A 20,065-nucleotide genomic window follows, 5' to 3' on the forward strand; every position below is an offset into this window, starting at 1 on the left:
ATCACCCCATGGCTTCTTCGACCCTTGCCACCCTCGACACGCCCGCCGCCATCGTCGAGCGCACGCGCATGCAGCACAACATCGTGCGCATGCAGCAGCGCATGAACGAACTGGGCGTGCGCTTTCGCCCGCACGTCAAGACCACCAAGTGCGCCGAGGTCGCCCGGGCCCAGCGCGATGCGGGTGCGCAGGGCATCACCGTGTCCACGCTGAAAGAGGCCGAGCAGTTCTTCGTCGATGGCTTCACCGACATCCTCTATGCGGTCGGCATGGCGCCGCACCGGCTGCCGCATGCGCTGGACTTGCGCCGGCGCGGCTGCGCGCTGGTCATCCTCACCGACGGCGTGGCGTCGGCGCGCGCCATTGCCGAGTTCGGCCGCGCGCAGGGGGAGGTGTTCGAGGTGCTGATCGAAGTCGACACGGACGGCCACCGCTCCGGCATCCGCCCCGAAGACGACGCCTTGCTCGACGTGGCGCGCGTGCTGCACAACGGCGGCATGCGCCTGGGTGGCGTGATGACGCACGCCGGCTCCAGCTACGAGTTCGACACGCCCGAGGCGCTGCGTGCCATCGCCGAACAGGAGCGCGCCGGTTGCGTGCGCGCCGCGCAACGGCTGCGCGACGCCGGCCTGCCGTGCCCCGTGGTCAGCGTGGGCTCCACGCCCACCGCGCTGATGGCCGAGCGCCTGGACGGCGTGACCGAGGTGCGGGCCGGCGTCTACGTGTTCTTCGACCTCGTGATGCGCAATGTCGGTGTCTGCACCGAAGACGACATCGCGCTGAGCGTGCTCACCACGGTCATCGGCCACCAGGCTGAAAAAGGCTGGGCCATCGTCGATGCAGGCTGGATGGCCATGAGCCGCGACCGCGGCACGCAAAAGCAGCGGCACGACTTCGGCTACGGCCGGGTCTGCGACATCGACGGCAAGGTGCTCGACGGCTACGTGCTCAGCGCGGCCAACCAGGAGCACGGCATCCTGTCGGGCGAAGGCGCACCCGACACCGGCATTGCCGCGCGCTTTCCGCTCGGCACGCGGCTGCGCATCCTGCCCAACCACGCCTGTGCCACCGGCGCGCAGTTTCCCGAGTACCACGCGCTGTCGGAAGACGGCAGCCTGGCGCGCTGGGGGCGCTTCCACGGCTGGTGACTGCCGGGGCCCGAAGGGGCTCTGGGGTCAAAGCGACAGGGCCCTTCAGCCACTGCTGGTAGCCTCTGCGGATTCTTCGAACGCGACCCCGGGCACATGGGGGCGCGAGATCCCAGTCTTCCAGGAAGGAATCCGGTAGTGGTTGTGACAGGCAGGAAGTGGCGCGCGAGCCTCGCGCTGGTGGCGGCATTGATGGTGGGCGCGTGCACCACGACACCCAAGGTGGCGGGGCCCGGCGAATACGTCGTGCAGCAGGGCGACACGCTCTATCGCATCGCGTCGAAGTCGGGCCGCTCGGCCGCCGACATCGCGCGCTGGAACAACATCCAGGACCCTGACCGCCTCGAAGCGGGGCAGGTGCTGCGCGTGGTGCCGCCGGGTGGCGCATCGTCGTCCGATGCGCCCGCGCCTTCGCGAAGCGCCAGCGGCGCCGACCGCCCGAGGCCGCCCCGGTCCACGGCACCGGCCAGGGAGCCCGATCCGGTCGTGCCACCTGCGTCCCGGCGCAGCGACTGGGGCTGGCCCTCGCAGGGTCCGGTTGTCGCGGGCTTCAACGGCAGCAGCAACAAGGGCATCGACATCAGCGGCAGCGCCGGCGAGGCGGTGCTGTCGATCGGCGCGGGCTCGGTGGCCGCCACCGAAACGCTGCGGGGCTACGGCAGCGTCATCATGGTCGACCACGGCGGCTCGTACATGTCGGTCTACACCAACGTGCGGACCATGCTGGTCAAGCAGGGCCAGAAGGTGCAAAGGGGCCAGAAGATCGCCGAGATGGGGAGCGAGGCCAAGCTGCACTTCGAGATCCGCTACCGCGGCAAGGCTGTCGATCCGAGGCAGTACCTGCCGGCCAGATAAGAAAGCGCTGAGCTGAAAAGAGGGCCGTGGTTTCCGGGTGCCATCGTGCCCGGGCCAACGGCGCTACACTCCCGCCGCACATGTCGTCCCGCTCCGCCTTCCATCGCTGCATGACCGCGCTCCTCGTGGTCCTGTCGCTGCTGTTCTCGCAGCTGGCGCTGGCAAGCTACGTGTGCCCGGGCGTGCCTGACACCTCGTCGATGGCGCAGATGATGGCGTCGGGCGAGCCCTGCGAAGGCATGGACATGGCGCAGCCCGTGCTCTGCTACCAGCACGCGGCCGACATGTCGCTGTCGTTCGAGCCTGTGAAGCTGGCCACGCCGTCGCTGCCCGCCATCGTGCAGATGGTGGTGATGCCGCTGGTGCTCGTGTCGGAGGGCGATGCGCTGCCGGTGCAGGCCCAGCCCGAGCAGCAGCATCCGCCACCCGACCCCGTCTTTCTCGCCACACGCAGACTTCGCGTCTGAAATTTCCGTCGACTGACCGGTGCTGGCGCGGCTTGTCCGCTCGCCAGCGATTGCCTCGTTCGTCTGCGGAGTCTTCATGTCCATTCCTTTTCCGCGCGCGGCCGCCCTGGCCGCCGCGTTATCGCTGCCGTGCCTTGCGCCGGCCGCACCTCTTTCCTTTGACGCGGCCCTTCGACTCGCCGTCCAGCGCTCCGAGGCGGCGCGTGCCGCCCGTGCCGGCGTACTGAGCGCCACGGAGGCCGCCCGCGCCGCGGCGCAGTTGCCCGATCCGACCTTGCGCGTCGGCATCGACAACCTGCCCGCGACAGGGCCGGATCGCTTCAACACCACGCGCGATTCGATGACGATGAAGCGCATCGGCATCAGCCAGGAATGGCTGTCCGCCGACAAGCGCGCCGCGCGGCAGGCCGCGGCCGACGCCTCGGTCGGGCGCGAGGCCGTGCAGGCGCGCGTTGCTGCGGCCGATGCCCGCCTGCAGGCCGCACTCGCGTACCTCGACGCGTTCTACGCAGGCGAGACCCTGAAGCTCGCCACCCTCATGGAGCACCACGCCCATGAAGAGCTGGAAGCCTCGCGCGCACGCCTGTCCTCGGCCTCGGGCAACAGCCAGGACGTGCTGGCACTGGCCGGTGCACGCGGCATCTCGGAAGACGACACGGCCGAGATCCGCCAGCAGCAGAACACCGCCCGCGTCGCGTTCGAGCGCTGGGTCGGCGTGCCGCCCGACGATCTGGCGCCGCCCGATGCCATGCCGCTCCCCAGCGAGCAGGACTACGTCGCCGGCCACCCCACGGTCGCGGCGATGCAGCGCGATGTCGACGTGGCCGGCCGTGCGGCCGACGTCACCGCGTCGAACCGCAAGCCCAACTGGACCTGGGAGGTGTCTTACGGCCAGCGTACCGGCTATGCCGACATGGTGTCGGTGGGCGTGAGCATTCCGCTTGCCGTGGCGCCCGGCGAGCGGCAGGACCGCGATACCGCGAGCCGGCGGGCACTGGTCGACAAGGCCGAAGCCGACCTGGCCGAAGCCACGCGGGCCGCGACCGCCGAGTACCGCTCGCTGTCTGGCGATGCGCAACGCCTGCAGCAACGCATCGACCGCTATCGCAGTGGCGTCGTCGTGCCCGCCGCGCAAAGAACGGCCGCCGCGTTGGCGGCCTACCAATCGAGCCAGGGCAGCCTCGTCGTCCTGTTCGAGGCACGGCACGCCGAGGTCGAGGCACAGCGCAAGCTGCTGACGCTGCAGCGCGACCTTGCCAAAGCCCGAATCCAACTGGCCTTCCGGCCGCTGACCGCCGAGGTGGCGCAATGAACAGAACACACACGATGGGCGCCGTTGCGCTGGCCGCCTTGCTGCTCGCCACGGGCGCTTTCTACCTGGGCCGCAAGACGGCCCAGCCTGCGGATACGTCGATGGCCGCGCCAGCGACCGCCGATGGCCGCAAGGTTCTCTACTGGCACGACCCGATGGTGCCGGGCCAGCGCTTCGACAAGCCCGGCAAGTCGCCCTTCATGGACATGCAACTGGCCCCGGTGTATGCCGACAGCGCAACGGGCGCGAGCGGCAGTGGAGAAGAACAGGGCGTGAAGATCAGCCCCTCGGTCCAGCAGAACCTGGGCATCCGCTACGCCAGCGTGCGGCGGGCGGAAACCTCTGCCTCGTTCGACGCGGTCGGCAGCGTGCAGTTCTACGAACGGCTCAGCGTCGCCGTGCAGACCCGCGTTGCGGGCTATGTCGAACACCTGTCGGTGCGCGCGCCGATGGAACGTGTGCGCAAGGGGCAGGCCCTGGCGACGGTCTTCGCGCCGGAATGGCTTGGCCCACAGAACGAACTGCTCGCACTGAAGCGGTCCGGTGTTTCTTCGGATCTCATCGCGGCGGCGCGCGAGCGCATGCGCGCCATGTCCATCCCGGCCGATCTCGTCCGGCGCAGCGAAGAGACGGGCACCGCGCAGGCGCGCTACGTTCTTGCCGCGCCGGCCGACGGCGTCGTGGTCGAACTGGGCGTACGCGAAGGCGTCGCGGTCACGCCAGGCATGACGCTGTTCCGCATCGCGGGCCTCGAAAAAGTCTGGGCAGTGGTCGAGATCCCGGAAGCGCAAGCGGTGCACCTCGCGCGCGGCCAGAAGGTCAGGGCGAGCCTGCAGGCCGATGCGTCGCAGTCTTTCGACGGCACGCTGGACGAGATCCTTCCCGAAGTGAATGCGGCCACGCGAACCCTGAAGGCCCGCTTCGAGGTCGACAACCGCAGCGGAAAGCTCGTGCCCGGCATGCTGCTTCGGCTGCAGGTGGCCGGTGCCGGCGCCACCCGGTTGGTTGTGTCCGCTGAAGCCGTGATCCGCACCGGCAAGCGCGCCGTCGTGATCGTGCGCAAGGCCGATGGCGCTTTCGAGCCGCGAGACGTGTCGCTGGGCGCCGACCTCGGCGACGACATCGCAGTCGTTTCGGGCCTTGCCGAAGGCGACCAGGTGGTGGCGAGCGGCCAGTTCCTGATCGACTCCGAAGCGCGCCTGCGCTCGGTGCTGGGCAACATGGCGGCGCCGGCAGCCTCGCCGACCACGGGCACTTCGGCGCCAGCCGCGACGGTCCACAAGGCAGAAGGAAAGGTCGAAAGCGTGGCGCCCGACGGCATCACCATCTCGCACGGCCCCGTCGCAACGCTCAAATGGCCCGCCATGACGATGGGCTTCGCCAAGGCCACGCCAGAGGCCTTCCCCGACATCAAGCCCGGCGACACGGTCCGCTTCGAGTTCAGGGAAGGCGGCCCCACGGGCTACGAGCTGGTCTCGGTGCAGCGCGTGAACAACCCGCAGCAGGGCGCCAAGCCATGATCGCCGCGCTCATCCGCTGGTCGGTCGGCAACCGCTTCCTGGTGCTGATCGCGACCGTGTTCCTCGTGGCTGCCGGCTGGTGGTCGGTAGCCCGCACGCCGCTCGATGCATTGCCCGATCTTTCCGACACGCAGGTCATCATCCGCACGCCTTTCCCCGGCAAGGCGCCGCAGGTGGTCGAAGACCTCGTGACCTATCCGCTGACCACCACCATGCTCAGCGTGCCCGGCGCCAAGACCGTGCGCGGCTATTCCTTCTTCGGCGATTCCTTCGTCTATGTGTTGTTCGACGACAAGACCGATCCGTACTGGGCACGTTCGCGCGTGGTGGAGTACCTGAACCAGGTGCAGAGCAAGCTGCCCGCGGGCGCCAACGCCTCGCTGGGCCCAGACGCAACAGGCGTCGGCTGGGTCTACGAATACGCACTGGTCGACCGCACGGGCGCGCGCGACATCGGGCAGCTGCGCGCACTCAACGACTGGTTCCTCAAGTTCGAGCTGAAGACCGTGCCCGATGTGGCCGAGGTCGCCAGCATCGGCGGCATGGTGCGCCAGTACCAGGTGGTGCTCGACCCCGACCGCATGCGCGCGCTGGGCATCACGCAGCAGGCGGTGGTGGAGGCCCTGCAGAAGGCCAACCAGGCATCGGGCGGCTCGGTGGTCGAATTCGCCGAAGCCGAGTACATGGTGCGTTCGCGCGGCTACCTGCGCTCGCTGGACGACTTCCGCACGATCCCGCTCGCCGTGTCCGGCGCCACGCCGGTGCTGCTGCGCGACGTGGCGACGGTGCAGGTCGGCCCCGAAATGCGGCGCGGCATCGCAGAGCTGGACGGCGAGGGCGAAGTGGCCGGCGGCGTGATCGTCATGCGTTCGGGCAAGAACGCCCGCTCGACCATCGAGGCCGTCAAGGCCAAGCTCGACGCGCTCAAGCCCAGCCTGCCGCCGGGCGTCGAGATCGTGCCGACCTACGACCGCTCGCTGCTGATCGACCGCGCCGTCGACAACCTGCGCGGCAAGCTGGTCGAGGAATTCATCGTCGTCGCGCTGGTCTGCGCGGTCTTCCTGTTCCATCTGCGCTCGGCGCTGGTGGCGGTCGTGGCCCTGCCGGTCGGCGTGCTGGCCGCGTTCATCGTCATGCACTGGCAGGGCGTCAACGCCAACATCATGTCGCTGGGCGGCATCGCGATCGCCATCGGCGCGATGGTGGACGGCGCCATCGTGATGGTCGAGAACGTGCACAAGCACATCGAGGCCTTCGAGACGGCGCACGGCCGGCAGCCCACGGTGCCGGAGCGGTGGCAGCTCGTCGCCGATGCCTCGGTGGAAGTCGGCCCCGCGCTGTTCTTCTCGCTGCTGGTGATCACGCTGTCCTTCGTGCCGGTGTTCTCGCTCGAGGCGCAGGAGGGCCGGCTGTTCTCGCCGCTGGCCTTCACCAAGACCTACGCGATGGCGGCTGCCGCGGGCCTGTCGGTCACGCTGATCCCGGTGCTCATGGGCTACCTGATCCGGGGGCGCATTCCGCACGAAGCCGCCAACCCCGTCAACCGCCTGCTGATGGCGGTGTACCGGCCCGCGCTGGAACTGGTGCTGCGCTTTCCCAAGGGAACGCTGGTGGTGGCCGCCTTGCTGCTGGCGCTGACGGCGGTGCCGTTGATGCGGCTGGGCGGCGAGTTCATGCCGCCGCTGGACGAAGGCGATCTGCTCTACATGCCATCCGCGCTGCCGGGCCTGTCGGTGTCTAAGGCTTCGGAACTGCTGCAGCAGACCGACCGCCTCATCAAGACCGTGCCCGAGGTTGCGCGCGTGTTCGGCAAGGCCGGCCGCGCGGACACCGCGACCGACCCGGCCCCGCTCGAAATGTTCGAGACCACCATCCAGTTCAAGCCGAAGGCGCAATGGCGCGCGGGCATGACGGCCGACAGGCTGGTCGAGGAACTGGACCGCGCGGTGAAGGTGCCGGGCCTGACCAACGTGTGGGTGCCGCCGATCCGCAACCGCATCGACATGCTGGCGACCGGCATCAAGAGCCCGGTGGGCATCAAGGTGGCGGGCGCGGACCTGGCCACCATCGATGCGCTGACAACGCAGATCGAGGCAGCGGTGAAGACGGTTCCCGGCGTGTTGTCGGCATTGGCGGAGCGGCTGACGGGCGGGCGCTACATCGACGTCGATGTCGACCGGCTGGCCGCTGCGCGCTACGGGCTTTCGGTGGCCGACGTGCAGGCCGTGGTGTCCGCGGCCATCGGCGGCGAGAACGTGGGCGAGGTCATCTCGGGCCGCGAGCGCTATCCGATCAACGTGCGCTACCCGCGCGAGATCCGCGATTCGCTCGAACGGCTGCGGCAGTTGCCCTTCGTGACCGGCAAGGGCGCGCAACTGCTGCTCGGCGACGTGGCAAAGATCGCCATCGAAGACGGCCCGCCGATGCTGCGCAGCGAAAACGCGCGCCTGTCGGGGTGGGTGTATGTGGACGTGCGCGGCCGCGACCTGCGCTCCGCCGTCACCGACATGCAGGCCGCCGTCGACAAGGCCGTGAAGATGCCCGCCGGCTATGCCGTGTCGTGGTCGGGCCAGTTCGAGTACCTGGAGCGCGCGACCGAGCGGCTGAAGCTGGTCGTGCCGGTCACGCTGGCGGTCATCTTCGTGCTGCTCTACCTGCTGTTCCGCTCGTTCGCCGATGCGGCGCTGGTGATGGCGGCCGTGCCGTTCTCGCTCATCGGCGGCTTCTGGCTGATCTGGGCGCTGGGCCAATCGATCTCGGTCGCCACGGCGGTCGGCTTCATCGCGCTGGCCGGCGTGGCGGCCGAGTTCGGCGTGGTGATGCTGGTCTACCTGAAGAACGCGCTGGCCCGGCGCCTCGAAGCCGGCGAACCGATGAACGACGACACGCTGCTGGCCGCCATCCGCGAAGGCGCCGTGCTGCGCGTGCGGCCCAAGGCCATGACCGTGGCCGTGGTGATGGCCGGCCTGCTGCCCATCCTGTGGGGCAGCGGCACCGGCTCGGAGGTGATGACGCGCATCGCCGCGCCGATGGTCGGCGGCATGGTCACCGCGCCGCTGTTGAGCATGCTGGTCGTTCCGGCTGCCTGGTTCCTGTTGCGCCGGCGTGGCGATGCCGCGCGCACCCGTTCTCCCGCTGTTTCCATTCAACCCACCGAAGGAGTTACCCGATGAAAGTTCTGCATCCCCTCGCGTTCGCGCTGCTTATTGCATCGGCCGTTGCGGCCCAGGCCCAGATGTCGAAGGACGCGATGTCGTCCATGAAGCCCGCCGCACCGGCGCCGCAAGCGGCAGCCGGCATGCTGACCGATGCGGTCGTGCAGAAGATCGACACGGCGGGCGGCGTGATCGTGCTCAAGCACGGCGACATTCCGAACCTCGCCATGCCGGCCATGACCATGGGCTTCGACGTTGCCGACAGGAAGATGCTCGACGGGGTGAAGGCCGGCGACAAGGTCCGGTTCCATGTGGAGGTCATGAAGGGCAAGCCCACCGTGACCCACATGGAAGCCGCGCGCTAGTTGCCGTGGCGGTGCGCCTCGTGCGCACCTTTTGCGCCCTCCGGGCTTGCGAAGCCCCGCAGGCGCAGCGCGTTGGTGATGACCGAGGCCGAGCTCAGGCTCATCGCCAGCGCGGCGATCATCGGCGACAGCAGCCACCCCGTGAACGGGAACAACACGCCCGCGGCCAACGGCACGCCCAGGGCGTTGTAGAGAAAGGCAAAGCCCAGGTTCTGCTTCATGTTGGCGATGGTCTGCTCGGAGACGACGCGTGCCTGGGCAATGCCCCGCAGGTCGCCCTTGACCAGCGTCACCTGCGCGCTGTTCATCGCGACGTCGGTGCCGGTGCCCATTGCCACGCCGACGTCGGCCCTGGCGAGCGCCGGTGCGTCGTTGATGCCGTCGCCGGCCATGGCGACGATGTGGCCCTCGCGCTGCAGCTTTTCCACCAGCGCCAGCTTGTCGGCGGGCTTGACCTCTCCATGCACCTCGTCGATGCCCAGCCTGCTTGCGACGGCCCGGGCGGTGGTCGAGCCATCGCCCGTCGCCATGATGACGCGCATGCCCGACGCCTTGAGCGCGGCCAGCGCCTCCAGCGTGGTGGCCTTGATCGGGTCCGACACGGCGAGCAGGCCGGCGGGCTGGCCGTCGGCCGCCAGGAACATCACGCTGGCCCCTTCGGCACGCAGGGCTTCGGCCTGCGGCTTGAGGCTGTCGACCGGCACGTGCAGCTGATTCATCAGCGCCGTGTTGCCGAGCGCCAGCTTGCGGCCGTCCACGGTGCCGCTCACGCCGATGCCGCTGCCCGACTCGAAACCTTCGACCGGGGCGAGCGCAAGGCCGTGCTCGCGCGCCGCGCGCACGATGGCGTCCGCCAGCGGGTGTTCGCTGCCCTGGTCCAGGCTGGCGGCAAGGCGCAGCACCTCGTCTTCGGCAAAGCCGGGCAGGGCGACGGCGCGCTCGAACCGGGGCCGGCCTTCGGTCAGCGTGCCGGTCTTGTCGACGATGAGCGCATCGACCTTGCGGAAGTTCTCGATCGCGGCGGCATCGCGGAACAGCACGCCCTGCGTGGCGGCCTTGCCGGTGGCGACCATGATCGACATGGGCGTGGCCAGGCCCAGCGCACACGGGCAGGCAATGATGAGCACGGCCACCGCGTTGATGAGGCCATAGACCCAGCTGGGCTGCGGCCCGAAGAGCCCCCAGGCGAAGAAGGTCAGCACCGCGATGCCGATGACGGCCATGACGAAGTAGCCGGCCACGTGGTCGGCCATGCGCTGCATCGGCGCCCTGGAGCGCTGGGCCTGCGCAACCATCTGCACGATGCTCGACAGCACGGTCTGCGAGCCGACTTTTTCGGACTGCATCACCAGCGCGCCGTGGGTGTTCAGCGTCGCGCCGATGAGCTTGTCGCCGACCCGCTTGGTCACCGGCAGCGGCTCGCCGGTGAGCATGGATTCGTCGACCGCGCTGCCGCCTTCGATCACCACGCCATCGACGGGCACCTTCTCGCCGGGGCGCACGCGCAGCCTGTCGCCCACGTGCACATGGGCGATGGGCACGTCTTCTTCGGTGCCGTCGGCGCCGATGCGGCGGGCCGTCTTGGGCGCAAGGCCCAGCAGCGACTTGATGGCCGCCGAGGTTTGCGAGCGCGCCTTCAGCTCGAGGATCTGGCCGAGCAGGGTGAGCGAGATGATCACCGCGGCCGCCTCGAAATAGACCGCCACGCGCCCCATCGACACGAACGACGCCGGGAACACGCCCGGCGCCAGCGTGGCCACGACGCTGTAGACGAACGCGGCGCTGGTGCCCAGGCCGATCAGTGTCCACATGTTCGGGCTGCGATGCACGACCGACTGCACCGCGCGCTCGAAGAAGGGCCAGCCGGCCCACAGCACGATCGGCACCGTGAGCACGAGTTCGACCCAGCTCTGCGTGGTCATGTCGAACCACTGCAGGCGGTGGCCGGCCATTGCAAGCACGGTCACGGCGATGGTGAGCGGCAGGGTCCAGAAGAACCTTCGCTTGAAATCCCGCAACTCCGGGTCTTCGCCTTCGTCGAGCGTCGGCATCAAGGGCTCCAGCGTCATGCCGCACTTGGGGCAGTTGCCGGGGTGGTCCTGCCGGATCTCGGGGTGCATGGGGCAGGTGTAGACCGTGCCCGGTGCGCCGTCCGCCGGGGCCGGCTGCGGCGGCGCGGGTGGGTGCGCGTGGTGTCCTGGCGAATGGTGATGGTGCGGGTGCGTGTGGTTCATTCAGGTTCTCTCACGGGAAACCAGAGGTTGCAGGGGTTGCGAGCGGTGCGCGTGGCACGCGTGGTGCCGGATCGATCACTTCGGCGGATAGCCCGCTTCGGCCAGGGCGGCCACGACGGACGCGCGGTCCTCGGTGGTGTCGATGCGCACCGTTCGCGTCGGCATGTCGAACTCGATCCGGGCCTGGGCGTCCAGGTTCTTGATGGCCCGGGCGACCCGGCTGGCGCAACCGCCGCAGGTCATCGACTGGATTTCGAACTCTTGCATGGGGACTCCTTCGTTGAAATTGACGCCAGTGTCAGGATTGACATGGTGTGAAGGTCAAGCGGCATGCCCGCTGAATACGGCGCGGCCGAAGGGTTATTGGCAGGAATCTTGCTGCGCCGCCGCATCCGCTCGGGCAACTCCCCATGGCACGAAGCGGCTTGCGCCGGTAAATTGCCCGCACGCCCACCGGCGCACAAGCAATCGATTTCCCCACTTTGGCCCTCAGGAGTGTTCGTGGACGCATGGTCGAGCCAGCAGCTTTCTCCCCTGTACGGGCGCGAGGTTTTCCGCTCGCACGAGGCGGACGAGACGCACGAGCGGGTGGCGCATGAGCTGAAGGCGCATCGCAGCGTCTGGGGGCGGGGCAAGGTCGATGCGATCTTCTGCCGCGCCGAGCTGAGCGCACTGTCGCTGTGCATCCTGCGCTATGGCTGCGACGTCGACATCGAGCCGGACGCCCTGGGCAACTTCGTGCTGGTCCAGATGCCGTTGCGGGGCCATGCCGAAATCCACACCGGCGGGCAGACGCTGCAGATACATCCCGGCCAGGGCGCGGTGGTGTCCGCGCACAAGCCCGTGCGGCTGCGCTGGCATGCCGACTGCGAACAGCTGATGCTGAAAATCGAACTCAGCCGCCTGCAGGAGGTGGCGCGCCGCGCCTTCGCCACGCGCCATTCAAACGACGTGGGCGAGATCGATTTCGAGATGCCGCTGCGGCTCGACGACGCCGCCGGCACGCAGTGGTGCCGCATGGTGGCCAACCTCGCGTCGCTGTTGCCGGCTTCAAGCGACAGCTCGCCGTACGACCCGCGCTGGCTCGCGCACTGCGAAGACAACCTCATGCTCTACCTGCTGTGCCACCGGCCCAATTCGGTACGCCGGCAGCACGAGGCCCTGCGCATCGGCTCGGAAACCACCAGCCTGCGGCAACTGCGGCGGGCCGAGGAGTTCATGCGCAGCCATCTCGAAGCCGCCCTGTCGCTGGAAGAAGTGGCGCAGGCCGCCGGGGTCAATCGGCGCACGCTGGCACTGCTGTTCCGGCGCTACCGCGATCTTTCGCCGATGGAAGTGCTGCGCAACATGCGGCTCGATGCTGCCCACGAGCAACTGGCACGCCACGACGGCACGAGCGTGACGCAGATCGCGCTCGACTGCGGCTTCTCGCATCTGAGCCGCTTTGCCGCCTGCTACCGCGAGCGCTTCGGCCAACTCCCGCGCGACACCTCGCGGGAGCCGGGCGCCAAGCACTGAACGCTCAGGACTTCATCGCGCACTTGGCGGCAGAGCTGTCCTGGTAGTTCTGGAACACGGTGCCGATCACCTTGTTGGCGATGCGTCCGTTGGCGTCCTTGGCGATCACGCGCAGGTAGTAGTTCTGGATGGGGAAGTTGTTCGGCCCATAGCGGAAATCGCCCCGCACCGACTTGTAGTTCGCCGCCTTGATCGCCTTGAGCAGCGCGGGCTTGTCGGCCACCTTGCCGCCGATGTCGCGCACGGCCGCGTCCATGGCCATCAGCACGTCGTAGGCCTGGCCCGCATAGAACGACGGGTTGCGCCCGTTGTTCTGCTGCCGGAAGGCTGCCACGAAGCGCTGGTTGGCCGGGTTGTCGAGGTCGAACGACCAGTGCGCGGTGTTGAAGAGCCCGAGCATCGGCTCGCCCACGGCCGGGATCATGTCTTCGTCGGCCGAGAACGCGGTGGAGATCAGCGCCACGTCTTTCGACAGACCCGCGGCCACGAACTGCTTGATGAAGCTCACGCCCATCGCGCCGGGCAGGAAGAAGTAGAGCGCCTCGGGTTTCGACGCACGGATCTGCGCGAGTTCGGCCGAGTAATCGAGCTGCCCGAGCTTGGTGTACAGCTCGTCGCCCACCGTGCCCTTGAAGGTGTGCTTGAAGCCGTTGATGGCGTCCTTGCCGCCGGGGTAGCTGGGCGCGATCATCGCGACCTTCTTGAACCCTTTGTCGGAGGCGAACTTGCCGGCCGATTCGTAGTACGCGTCGTTGGGGTACGAGGCGCCGAAGAAGTACGGGTTGCAGCGCGCACCCGAATAGTCGCTCGGCCCCGCGTTGCTCGACAGGTAGGGCACCTTGGCGGCAAAGAGCGGTGGCCCCACGGCCAGCGCAACCGATGAGCCGACGGGCCCGGTGAACAGGTCGATCTTGTCGCGCAGCAGCATGCGGTCGACCACCTGCCGGGCCGTCTCGGGGTTGCCAGCGGTGTCGGCCTCGACGAACTCGACCGGCACGCCACCGAGCTTGCCGCCCAGCTGCTTCATCGCGACGGCAAAGCCGGCCTTGGCCTCGGCGCCGCCGACGGCGAACGGGCCTGAAAGGTCCATCGCGAGACCGACCTTGACGGCCGGTGCCTGCGCCTGTGCCTGCGATAACGACGGCGTTGCGCCTGTGACGACGGCGATGGCCAACAAGGCCGTTCTGATGCTTGCCTGCGACATGAAAAATCTCCTCTCGGGGTGATTCGGGTGACGTGGGGGATGCGAAGCGCGGGTCGGAGTCTGCGTGCCGCCATGGCGGGCGGCTATCCGCTTTTTGCAGCGACGCGGCCTGCACGAAATGGACAGACAGCGGGGAGGGCGCTGCCCAGAATGCCCCGCAAACCCCACCCATCTCCACTACTTCCACCACTTCGAGAGACACCCACGATGAGTCAGTACATCGACATCCCGGCCACCGACGGCGGCCAGACCTTTCGCGGCTACCTGGCCCTGCCGGCCTCGGGGCGCGGCCCCGGCATCGTGCTGTGCCAGGAGATCTTCGGCATCAACGACTACGTGCGCGAGGTGGCCGATCTCTATGCCGAAGAAGGCTACGTGGTGCTGGCGCCCGACCTGTTCTGGCGGATGGAGCCCAACGTCGATCTGGGCTATTCGCCGGAAGACTGGCAGCGCGCCTTCGGCTTCTTCCAGAAGTTCGACATCGCCGCCGGCATCGCGGACGTCACCGCCAGCGTGAAGGCGCTCCGCGCGCACCCGGCCTGCACCGGCAAGGTCGGCGCACTGGGCTTTTGCCTGGGCGGCAAGCTGGCCTACCTGGCGGCCGCGCATTCGGGCGTGGACGCGGCCGTGGGCTACTACGGCGTCGGCATCGAGGCGGCACTCGACCTAGTGCCCAAGATCGAATGCCCGATCGCGCTGCACTTCGCCGAACTCGACAAGTTCTGCCCGGCCGAGGCGCGCGCGCAGGTGCTCGATGCCTTCGTCGGCAAGCCGGGCGCGCAGATGTACGTCTACCCCGGCGTGGACCACGCGTTCGCGCGCACCGGCGGCGAGCATTTCGACAAGCCTTCCACCCTGATGGCGCACCAGCGCTCCATGGCGCTGTTCAAGGAGGCCATCGGCCCTGTCTACGACCTGTCGGCGCTCTGGGACAAGCACTGCGAGTACGAGTTCGCCACGCGCGACGTGGTCGCCACCATGGCCACGATGGTGAGCGAGCCCTACGTCAACCACATTCCGACCATGACCGGCGGAGTGGGGGCCAAGGAGCTGTCGCGCTTCTACAAGCACCACTTCATTCCGAGCACGCCGCCGGACACGCGGCTCACGCCCATCTCGCGCACCGTGGGCGCGACGCAGATCGTCGACGAAATGCTGTTCTGCTTCACCCACACGGTCGAGATCGACTGGATGCTGCCGGGCATCGCGCCCACCGGCAAGCCGGTGGAAATTCCGCTCGTGGCCATCGTGAAGTTCCGCGGGGACAAGCTCTATCACGAGCACATCTACTGGGACCAGGCCAGCGTGCTCACGCAGATCGGCCTGCTCGACACGAAGGGCCTGCCGGTGGCCGGCGTGGAAACCGCGCGCAAGCTGGTGGACGAAACGCACCCGTCGAACACGTTGATGCCGCGCTGGTCGAAGTCGAACGGACTGACCATTGCCGACCCCGCGCTGCCCCTGGGATGAAAGAAGCCGACGCCATGCTGGAACTCGTGGTGGCGGCGGTGAAGCCGCTCACGCCGGCCATCACGTCCTTCGTGCTGCGCGATGCGCGAGGCGGTGCGCTGCCGCCGTTCGCGCCGGGCGCGCACCTGGGCGTGCAGGTGGTCCAGCCCAATGGGCGTGCCGGGCAGCGTGCGTATTCGCTGGTGGCGCCGCATGCCGGCGATGACTGCTACGAGATCGCCGTGCTCCGCGAGCCGCAGGGCGCGGGCGGCTCCGCCTGGATGCACGGCCTTGCGCAGGGCGCCGTCATTGCCACGCACCCGCCGCGCAACGACTTCGCACTGCACAAGGGAAGCGCGCCGCCGTTGCTGATCGCCGGTGGCATCGGCATCACGCCGCTGCTGTGCATGGCAAGGGCGCTGGCGGCCGAAGGGTTGCCCTTCGACTTTCACTACGCCACCCGCAGCGAGGAGGCGACGGCCTATCTGCATGAAGTGCGCGCACTGGGCGGACAGGTGGTTCACGATGGCGGCGACCCGTCGCGCGGGCTTGTGCTGCAAGCGGTGCTGGCAAACCCGCAACCGGGCCGCCATCTGCATGTGTGCGGCCCGCGGGGCATGGTGCAGGCCGTGGTGGACACGGCCCGCGCGCTCGGATGGCCCGACGACCATGTGCACTGCGAGCTGTTCGCCGGCGCCCTCGAGCAGACGGGCGACACGGCCTTCGAGGTGCGCACCCTGCGCTCGGGCAAGACGCTGACCGTTTCACCGCAACAGAGCCTGCTCGACGTGCTCATCGCCGCCGGGCTCGACCCCTTGTACGACTGCCGCCAGGGCGACTGCGGCGTGTGCGCCATCGATGTGGTCGAGGGCATTCCCGACCACCGCGACCACAACCTCAGCGAACGCGAAAAGGCCGAAGGCCGGACCCTGTGTACCTGCGTGTCGCGCGCCAAGACGCCGCACCTGGTGCTCGACATCTGACGACGAAGTTTCAGGAGACCCACCCCCATGACGACAACCACCATCGACCTGCAGGCGCTCGTGCAGCCTGACCGCGTGCACAAGCGCGTCTACACCGACCCCGCCATCTTCGAGCTGGAGATGGACCGCGTCTTCGGCCAAGCCTGGCTGTACGTGGGCCACGAAAGCCAGGTGCCGAACGTCGGCGACTACTTCACCACGCGCCTGGGCCGCGAGCCCGTGGTGATGGTGCGCCACACCGACGGCGAAGTGAACGTGCTGTACAACCGCTGCCCGCACAAGGGCGCCAAGATCGTGCCCGACGGCAGCGGCAGCGCCGGCAAGTTCTTGCGGTGCCTGTACCACGGCTGGACTTTCAAGTGCGACGGCAGCCTGCTGTCGGTGCCGCTGCGCAGCGGCTATGAAGACACGGCGCTCGATCTCAAGGACGGTTCGCACTCGGTGCGCAAGGTGGCGCGCGTGGCAATCCACCGCGGCTTCGTGTTCGCGAGCCTGTCCGAAGAAGGCCCCGGGCTGACGGAGTTTCTGGGCGGCGTGGCCACCTCGCTCGACAACTTCTGCGACCGCGCCCCCGATGGCGAGGTGGAGGTGGCCGGCGGCGTGCAGCGGGTGATCCAGCGCAACAACTGGAAGATCTTCTTCGAGAACCTGCACGACACCATCCACGCGGTGGCCACACACGAATCGTCGTGGCGCGCGGCCAAGGAAGAATACGAAGCCATGCCGGCCGGCACGCGCAAGCCCTTCGAGGTGGTGATCGTCGACGGCAACGGCGAGCCGCTGGAGTTCTGGGCCAACCTCGAACTCAAGGGCTACGACCACGGCCACGGCTTCATGGAAGGCATCTTTGTGCCGCCCACCGACCCGGTGAGCCTGGCCTACGTGGCCTCGCTCGAGGCCAGCCAGGGCGCGCAGCGTGCCGACGAGATTCTTCGCGTGAACCGGCACAACACCATCGTGTACCCGAGCTGCTCGCCGCACACCTCGTTCCAGCAGATCCGCGTGATCCGGCCGCTGTCGGTCGACCGCACGCTGGTCGAGATCTTCAGCTTCAGGCTGAAGGGCGCGCCGGAGGCGAGCTTCCAGCGCACGCTGAAATACACCAACATCGTCAACTCGCCTTCGTCGAACGTCATGCCCGACGACCTGGAGGCCTACAACCGCGTGCAGGAAGGGCTGGGCTCCGACGGCGGCGACTGGGTCAGCATGCACCGCGCGGCAGGGCGCGACCAGCCCTTGCCGGGCGGGCGCGCCTCCACCGGCAACAGCGAGATGCCGTCGCGCAACATGTTTGCCGCCTGGGCGTCGTACATGGGCGTGCAGGCCGGAGGTGCAGCATGAACTTCAACGACTGGCACGAGCAACAGGAGATCACCCAGTTCCTGCACCACGAGGCACGCCTCCTGGACGAACACCGCTGGGATGAATGGCAGCGCCTCTTCACGCCCGGCGGGCTGTACTGGGTGCCGCTGGTGCACGGGCAGACCGACCACATCAACCACGCGTCGCTGTTCTGCGAAGACGCGCTGTTGCGCTCGATGCGGGCGCGGCGGCTCGAACAGGCGCGCGCCTATTCGCAGCAGCCGCCCACGCGCACGGTGCATGTGCTGGGCAACATCTCGCTCGAATCGCGCAGTGAGACCGAAGGGGGCCTCGTCGTGCGCTCGACCTTCCTGCTGCTCGAATGGCGCAAGACCGAGCAGCGCACCTTCGGCGGCAGCGTGCTGCACACCCTGCGGCGCGACGGCGGCGAACTGCGCATGCAGACCAAGCGCGTCGACCTCGTCAATTGCGACGCGCCGCACGAAGCCCTGCAGGTGTTCATGTGACGGCCGCGCTGCTGGCCATGCACTACCAGAACGACGTGCTGCACGTCGATGGCAAGGTGCGGGTGGGCGTGGCGGCCGACGACCCCGCGCGGCCCCGCTTGATCGCCTCGGCCGCGCGCCTGATCGCCGGCGCGCGGGCGAACGGCGTGCCGGTGATCTTCGTGCGCATCGCCTTTGCGCCCGGCTATGCGGACTGCCTGCGCAACTGCACGCTGTTCCGGCGCGTGGCCGAAACCGGCGCGGTGCTCGACGGGTCGTGGGGCGCGGAGTTCTATGGCGAACTCGCGCCGTTGCCGGGCGAAGCCATCGTCACGCACAAGCGGAACAACCCGTTCTGGGCCAGCGGGCTTGAAGAGGCCGTGCGCCGCACCGGCGCCTCACGCCTCTATGTGGCGGGCATCGCGACCAATCACGTGGTCGAGCATGGCGCGCGCCACGCCAGCGACCTGGGCTACGACGTGGCGGTGGTTGCCGATGCCTGCAGCACCGCGCAAGCGCATCTGCATGCAGCCAGCCTCGAAACGCTGGCGATGCTTGCGGAGGTGATGAACGTCGACGGCGCGATCGCGCAGATGGAGGCCACGCCATGAACTTCGAAGGAAAAGTCGCCATCGTCACCGGCGCAGCCGCGATGCTCGGCAGCGCCATCGTGCGGGCCTTCGTGCAAGGCGGGGCACAGGTGTTTGCGGTCGATATCGATACCGCGCGGGGCGAGGCATTGCAGGCCGAGCTGGGCCCGCGCTGCCGCTTCGTGGCCTGCGACATCGCGTCCGACACAGCGCTCGACGCGCTGGTGGCCGACGTGCTCGCCGGCGCGGGCCGCATCGACTTCCTGGTCAACAACGCGGTGGTCTACGGCGACAAGGGGCTGGAGGCTTCGCGCGGCGAATGGCTGCAGGCGCTCGATGTCAACCTGGTCTCCGGCGCGATGCTGGTACAGAAGACCGCCGACGCGCTGGCGGCGCAGGGCGGAGCGGTCGTGAACATGGGCAGCGTCGGGGGCAAGTTCGGCGCGGCGGGGCGGGCGCTGTATCCCGCGGCCAAGGCGGCGATCCTGCAGCTCACGCGCAATCAGGCGGCAAGCCTGGCGCCGCGGCGGGTGCGGGTGAACTCGGTGTCGCCGGGCTGGACGTGGTCCGATGCACTATCCCGCATGGCCGGCGGCGACCGGGCGCACGCGGACCGTGTCGCGGCACCGATGCACCCGCTGGGCCGCGCGGGCGACGCCGACGACGTCGCGCAGGTGGTGCTGTTCCTTTGCTCGGACGCCGCGCGCTTCGTGACGGGCGCGGACATTCCGGTCGACGGCGGGTTCTCGATGCTCGGGCCGGACCAGGGGCGTTCGGCCCGGGACTGGTTCGGCGGGTAGGCCGAAGGGGCCGGCAACGAAGCCGGCCACCGCATGGGGCCGTGACCCCATGGACGCTTGCGTGTTGGCCTACTTGCCGGACGCCTTGGCCACGCTCACGGCGCCCTTCATGCCCATGTCGTAGTGGCCGGGCTGAAGGCAGCCGAAATCGACCTTGCCGGCCTTGGTGAACTGCCAGACGATCTCGCCCGTCTTGCCGGGCGCGAGCGTCACCATGTTCGGCTCGGCGTGTTCCATCTCGGGGTTCTTCTTCATCGCCTCGTAGTGCGCCTTCAGATCCTTCTCGGTGCCGAGCACGAGTTCGTGCTTGAGGTTGCCGGAGTTGGTGACGACGAAGCGCACGGTCTCGTTCTGTTTGACGTCTATGTTGGCGGGAGTGAAGCGCATCGAGTCGGTCATGTCAACCTTGACCGTGCGCGTGACCTTCGCCGCCACGCCGGGCTTGCCCACGGCGTCGTCGTCGGCGTGATCGCCCGCATGGCTGCCGGCCGCGTTGGCGCTCGCGGCGGCGAATACGGAAAGGGCGAACAGGGCCAGGGAGTGAAGCGTTTTCATGAAATTCCTTGTGTGTCGGGGTATGTGAGGGAAAAACCGGGAGCCAGATGAGCGGGCGCGCACGGCCGCACCCGCGACGGATCACGGGTGCAGGGGCACGGG

18 protein-coding genes are annotated in these 20,065 nt (G+C 68.5%); 14 read left to right on the forward strand and 4 right to left on the reverse strand.

From position 1 onward, the window contains the following. Positions 1-8: 8 nt before the first annotated feature. From ACGLHS_RS06695 to ACGLHS_RS06725, 7 genes are all read left to right on the forward strand, one after another. Positions 9-1,148 carry a DSD1 family PLP-dependent enzyme gene (locus tag ACGLHS_RS06695; protein WP_394478004.1) on the forward strand — a complete coding sequence of 380 codons (1,140 nt, stop codon included), beginning with the start codon at positions 9-11 and terminating at the stop codon, positions 1,146-1,148. Between the two features lie 138 nt (positions 1,149-1,286). Next, positions 1,287-2,003, forward strand: a complete 717-nt coding sequence (locus tag ACGLHS_RS06700) for a peptidoglycan DD-metalloendopeptidase family protein (protein ID WP_394478006.1) — start codon at positions 1,287-1,289, stop codon at positions 2,001-2,003. 110 nt (positions 2,004-2,113) lie between these two features. Next, positions 2,114-2,470 (forward strand): hypothetical protein, encoded by a 357-nt coding sequence (locus ACGLHS_RS06705; RefSeq protein ID WP_394478008.1) that lies wholly within the window; start codon positions 2,114-2,116, stop codon positions 2,468-2,470. Between the two features lie 76 nt (positions 2,471-2,546). Continuing rightward, positions 2,547-3,782, forward strand: coding sequence for a TolC family protein (locus ACGLHS_RS06710; protein WP_394478010.1), 1,236 nt, complete (start codon positions 2,547-2,549; stop codon positions 3,780-3,782). Then, positions 3,779-5,302, forward strand: a complete 1,524-nt coding sequence (locus ACGLHS_RS06715) for an efflux RND transporter periplasmic adaptor subunit (RefSeq protein ID WP_394478012.1) — start codon at positions 3,779-3,781, stop codon at positions 5,300-5,302. Before ACGLHS_RS06710 ends, ACGLHS_RS06715 begins: the two co-directional genes overlap by 4 nt. After that, entirely contained in the window at positions 5,299-8,475 is a 3,177-nt protein-coding gene (locus ACGLHS_RS06720) for an efflux RND transporter permease subunit (protein ID WP_394478014.1), read from the forward strand. Before ACGLHS_RS06715 ends, ACGLHS_RS06720 begins: the two co-directional genes overlap by 4 nt. Next, on the forward strand, positions 8,472-8,822 hold the full coding sequence (locus tag ACGLHS_RS06725; RefSeq protein WP_394478016.1) for a copper-binding protein: 351 nt from the start codon (positions 8,472-8,474) through the stop codon (positions 8,820-8,822). Before ACGLHS_RS06720 ends, ACGLHS_RS06725 begins: the two co-directional genes overlap by 4 nt. Here the strand turns inward: ACGLHS_RS06725 and ACGLHS_RS06730 are convergent. Then, the gene (locus tag ACGLHS_RS06730) at positions 8,819-11,056 is read right to left on the reverse strand and encodes a copper-transporting P-type ATPase (protein ID WP_394478018.1); all 2,238 of its coding nucleotides are present in this window, start codon (positions 11,054-11,056) and stop codon (positions 8,819-8,821) included. The two genes, ACGLHS_RS06725 and ACGLHS_RS06730, sit on opposite strands and share 4 nt — an antisense overlap. A 75-nt stretch (positions 11,057-11,131) precedes the next feature. Beyond that, a complete protein-coding gene (locus ACGLHS_RS06735) occupies positions 11,132-11,323 on the reverse strand; it encodes a heavy-metal-associated domain-containing protein (RefSeq protein ID WP_093239809.1) in 192 nt (63 codons plus the stop codon). 234 nt (positions 11,324-11,557) lie between these two features. Between ACGLHS_RS06735 and ACGLHS_RS06740 the strand changes: the two genes are divergently transcribed. After that, positions 11,558-12,574 carry an AraC family transcriptional regulator gene (locus ACGLHS_RS06740; RefSeq protein WP_394478021.1) on the forward strand — a complete coding sequence of 339 codons (1,017 nt, stop codon included), beginning with the start codon at positions 11,558-11,560 and terminating at the stop codon, positions 12,572-12,574. A gap of 4 nt (positions 12,575-12,578) precedes the next feature. Here the strand turns inward: ACGLHS_RS06740 and ACGLHS_RS06745 are convergent, their stop codons facing one another. Beyond that, positions 12,579-13,778 carry an ABC transporter substrate-binding protein gene (locus ACGLHS_RS06745; protein WP_394478023.1) on the reverse strand — a complete coding sequence of 400 codons (1,200 nt, stop codon included), beginning with the start codon at positions 13,776-13,778 and terminating at the stop codon, positions 12,579-12,581. A 207-nt stretch (positions 13,779-13,985) separates the two neighbouring features. On the opposite strand from ACGLHS_RS06745, the gene ACGLHS_RS06750 reads away from it, so the two are divergent. The 6 genes from ACGLHS_RS06750 to ACGLHS_RS06775 are packed head-to-tail and all read left to right on the forward strand — an operon-like array spanning position 13,986 to position 19,408. Further along, positions 13,986-15,248 carry a dienelactone hydrolase family protein gene (locus ACGLHS_RS06750; protein WP_394478025.1) on the forward strand — a complete coding sequence of 421 codons (1,263 nt, stop codon included), beginning with the start codon at positions 13,986-13,988 and terminating at the stop codon, positions 15,246-15,248. Next, positions 15,245-16,210 (forward strand): PDR/VanB family oxidoreductase, encoded by a 966-nt coding sequence (locus ACGLHS_RS06755; RefSeq protein WP_394478027.1) that lies wholly within the window; start codon positions 15,245-15,247, stop codon positions 16,208-16,210. Before ACGLHS_RS06750 ends, ACGLHS_RS06755 begins: the two co-directional genes overlap by 4 nt. A 27-nt stretch (positions 16,211-16,237) precedes the next feature. Further along, positions 16,238-17,551: an aromatic ring-hydroxylating dioxygenase subunit alpha gene (locus ACGLHS_RS06760; RefSeq protein WP_394478029.1), complete on the forward strand. Its 1,314-nt coding sequence runs from the start codon at positions 16,238-16,240 to the stop codon at positions 17,549-17,551. After that, positions 17,548-18,039 (forward strand): aromatic-ring-hydroxylating dioxygenase subunit beta, encoded by a 492-nt coding sequence (locus ACGLHS_RS06765; protein WP_394478031.1) that lies wholly within the window; start codon positions 17,548-17,550, stop codon positions 18,037-18,039. The genes ACGLHS_RS06760 and ACGLHS_RS06765 overlap by 4 nt, the downstream gene beginning before the upstream one ends. After that, the gene (locus tag ACGLHS_RS06770) at positions 18,036-18,629 is read left to right on the forward strand and encodes a cysteine hydrolase family protein (protein WP_394478033.1); all 594 of its coding nucleotides are present in this window, start codon (positions 18,036-18,038) and stop codon (positions 18,627-18,629) included. Before ACGLHS_RS06765 ends, ACGLHS_RS06770 begins: the two co-directional genes overlap by 4 nt. Next, entirely contained in the window at positions 18,626-19,408 is a 783-nt protein-coding gene (locus tag ACGLHS_RS06775) for an SDR family oxidoreductase (protein WP_394478035.1), read from the forward strand. Before ACGLHS_RS06770 ends, ACGLHS_RS06775 begins: the two co-directional genes overlap by 4 nt. A 69-nt stretch (positions 19,409-19,477) precedes the next feature. Here the strand turns inward: ACGLHS_RS06775 and ACGLHS_RS06780 are convergent, their stop codons facing one another. Next, on the reverse strand, positions 19,478-19,963 hold the full coding sequence (locus ACGLHS_RS06780) for a plastocyanin/azurin family copper-binding protein (protein ID WP_394478037.1): 486 nt from the start codon (positions 19,961-19,963) through the stop codon (positions 19,478-19,480). Between the last annotated feature and the right edge of the window lie 102 nt (positions 19,964-20,065).

Origin of the sequence: Variovorax sp. VaC1, from assembly GCF_043658315.1 — a bacterium.
Taxonomy (GTDB): Bacteria; Pseudomonadota; Gammaproteobacteria; order Burkholderiales; family Burkholderiaceae_C; genus Variovorax.